Genomic DNA, 3,175 nt, shown 5'->3' on the forward strand with positions numbered 1-3,175 from the left:
GCGGACACGTCCATCTGGAAAAAAAGCTTTCTTGATCGAGGTAAAGACACCTTCAACACGCGAAGCAATAATACTCGCTCGCTGAGGGCAGAAACAAAATACACGTAATTCACACTCGAAGTCACTTTGCTGTGCCAAACAAATCTGCAAATAAGACTGCAGGGTTTGCATCAGGGTATCACCCACTTCAAAACGGTGCGCACTGACTTCATTCCAGCTATTAATACTGATTTGATCTATCGTGCGTACCAGGTTAAAGCGATCGGTACTGTAGTCGAGTGCATCTGTACGATCACTTAAACGCTGCATCCCCCGTTCCGCTAATTCTTCCATGGGGTCTAAACCAACGCTCACAAACAAGACCACCTGTGTAACCTGCGCAGCCTTAACAAAGCTTGCCTGATTCACTGGTGGAAGAGGTACGCTAATACTTTGCTGCAAAGCACGAATCATCTGCTGAACTTCTTGTAGCCTGTAGCCCGTATCACCCGGTACCAGACTTAAGCGAGTGGAGCTATTTACAATGCCGTTAAAATATAGCCATGCAAGTAACTCCACCATCGAAGTAAATTTCTTCAAGGGCACTTCAAACGAAGCATCTGAATCAGTACTTAGATTCCTGTATAACAGCCAGCCGCTTTGCTCACTTGGCATCAACTGAGAGCTGGTATGGTGAATAGCCAGGTTCTCTTCCCATAAGTCCCCGACAATACCCGGATTAACCCGCTCAACCTTACCTGCTTTCTTCTGAAAATTTGCGTATAGCTTTCTGCCCAGGAGGTTAAGGTCTTCAGCGGTAATACTGGAGCGAATACCATGAGTGCGAGCATACTGTGACAAAAACCGATAACAGTAACTCAACTCTGCCACTAAGACTTGGCGCTCGACCAGAACCTCATCAACTTTCCATTTGGCGCGAGAGTCCAGGTACCTGAACTTACTCTCTGACCAACCCCAGGTTCGGACAATTTTTTCCAATAGTTTTCTCTGCCATGAAGGCCCCCTTCCCGATGGGGATCGAGAGAGTTTTTTCGCAACTTTAATGTAAAAGCTCTTCTGAACAATATCGAGCCGTTTATGTTCTTTTCTTTTATTTAAATAAGCTTCGAGACGCTGATAGACAAGAAGATATGGATCCAGATCTTCAATACCTAATTCATCATCATAAACAGCGCGCTTATAAACCTGACTCAAAGTTTCAGCTTCCGGAAGCTCTTGGGCATAAACTTCCGCCAGCAAGATTTTCAGTACTGATTTATAGGGCGAGTCCAGGCCTTTATATAGCTGCCATAGCCCAGCACCTATCAACTCACTTTTAGGAATAAACGCAGCGCTACCAAAATCGAGAACCTCTTGCTGTTTAATAAAACGTTTACTCAACAGGAGATCAACTTTCTCCTCGTATTCTCCTTCTAAATTTGGTGGAATCAGCCACCAAATTGGGTAACGCCCCGCTAATAAAATCGCAGTACGATAAAACTCGTCCAGCAGCAAATAATGTTGTGCAGAACCACTACTTTCTTTATCCATGCGGTTATTCAAGTGCCCAGCCTTAAACTTTTCCGCATTCATCAAAAAAGTATGAAGCTCCAAGCCTAGACTGTTTGCCCAATCATCTATCTTCTTGGCTTTTTCTGCGAGCGAAGCCATAGCGTCTTCGCCCAGGCCAGGGTCAAAGCACAACCATAAGTCCACATCACTCGCTTCAGAGTGCGCTAAGGTTCCAGTACTGCCCATCATGTAGAGAGCATGTATCTGGCTAAGCTGGCGGGAGCCTGACTTAAACTTAAAGGTCTGGCTAAAGGACTTTGCAATACTTAAAGCTGCTTTATCGGGTTGATAAGCCGACACGCCGGCGGGTGCATCTTGCGCGACATAACCCGGCATCAGAGGGTGGTTAACGTGGTAAAGTAAAGGCAATACATAAAGGATATCTTGATGTCGGGAAGACAAGCCCTGTCGACAGCGCTCGAAGCGATCAGCATTGACCTGCAAAAAACGGTTCTTAATGGTCTTTAAGAGTTTCCGGTCGACACCATCTTTATAGTCTGGCGCTAATTTGGTTTTAAATGTGCTCATACCCAGTCTACTACCAGATCCAGAAAGGGCTTATCAGCCATAAAACTAAAATAACTCGATCTCTGATTCCATCAACGAATCTTCCACCACGACCGGCTCACTAACAAAACTAATCTCTTCGGAAAAGAACTCCACTCCGATGTGAAAAGCACAAGCTTCCCCATCTACCTCAATATAACTGGAGAAGCGGGTAGGGCCAGGTTCAATCAAGTCGTTCAACTCAACACCAAAAGACGTCGTCGGCAGCCCCAAGGTAATCTCTTGCTCATGCGACATTAACTTTGTCTTCAAACGCCCGATCAACTGATTGGCCATTTCAGAGATCCAATCTTCCAGGGACTCCTCATCAACGACAGTGATGTTTGGTACCGGATAGGTCATAGCAAGTACAGTCATAGGCAGCTCAAGCGCAAGCGCAAGCTTGATTTCCATATCTTCAGAACCTGCATCGATAAGCGCTACCGGCGCATCTAACCAATCAGCCTCGTTAGCCGGTGACATGTTCACATCACAACTAAGGCTTGCCAGAAGCTCTTTCAAAGAGTCTTCATAAAGAACATGAATATGTTGTGCTACTTCTAGTGATTTCATAACGTTAGCTGTCTGCGCACCTTTCCATTTAAAGCAGGCTATCCCTAGGGACCACTTTCTGAGTTTAATATATTAATATGCGTCGAATAAGCTTAGACCAAGAATAATCACTAAGCCAAAGCACGCTTACAAAAATATCTCAAAATTAAGCGAGTTTAGTACTATAGTTTTTTCATGTAATAATTGTTTATCATTTTCGCGCTAAACAATCGAGCTAGCCCAAAAGCATACTCACAAGAACAACAAGGCAAACAATCTTGAGCGATAACGTACTCTCTTCTATCTCTTACTTGCATCAGTTTATTCGGTATAGCGAAGAGCAAAACCTGGAACTCAATTACTCACACATTACTAACACACTAGAAAAGCATAAGGGGCANGNCTTAGTTGTGATGTGAACATGTCACCGGCTAACGAGGCTGATTGGTTAGATGCGCCGGTAGCGCTTATCGATGCAGGTTCTGAAGATATGGAAATCAAGCTTGCGCTTGCGCTTGAGCTGCCT

General features: G+C 44.7%; 2 protein-coding genes. Both read right to left on the reverse strand.

Translation table 11 applies throughout. The features are described from left to right. Positions 1-2,079 (reverse strand): class I adenylate cyclase (locus A3757_RS04910; RefSeq protein WP_068739241.1); only part of this gene is annotated, 2,079 nt, incomplete at its 3' end. A gap of 45 nt (positions 2,080-2,124) precedes the next feature. After that, positions 2,125-2,670, reverse strand: coding sequence for a hypothetical protein (locus tag A3757_RS04915; protein ID WP_068552932.1), 546 nt, complete (start codon positions 2,668-2,670; stop codon positions 2,125-2,127). Positions 2,671-3,175 lie beyond the last annotated feature (505 nt).

The organism is Oleiphilus sp. HI0117 (genome assembly GCF_001635235.1).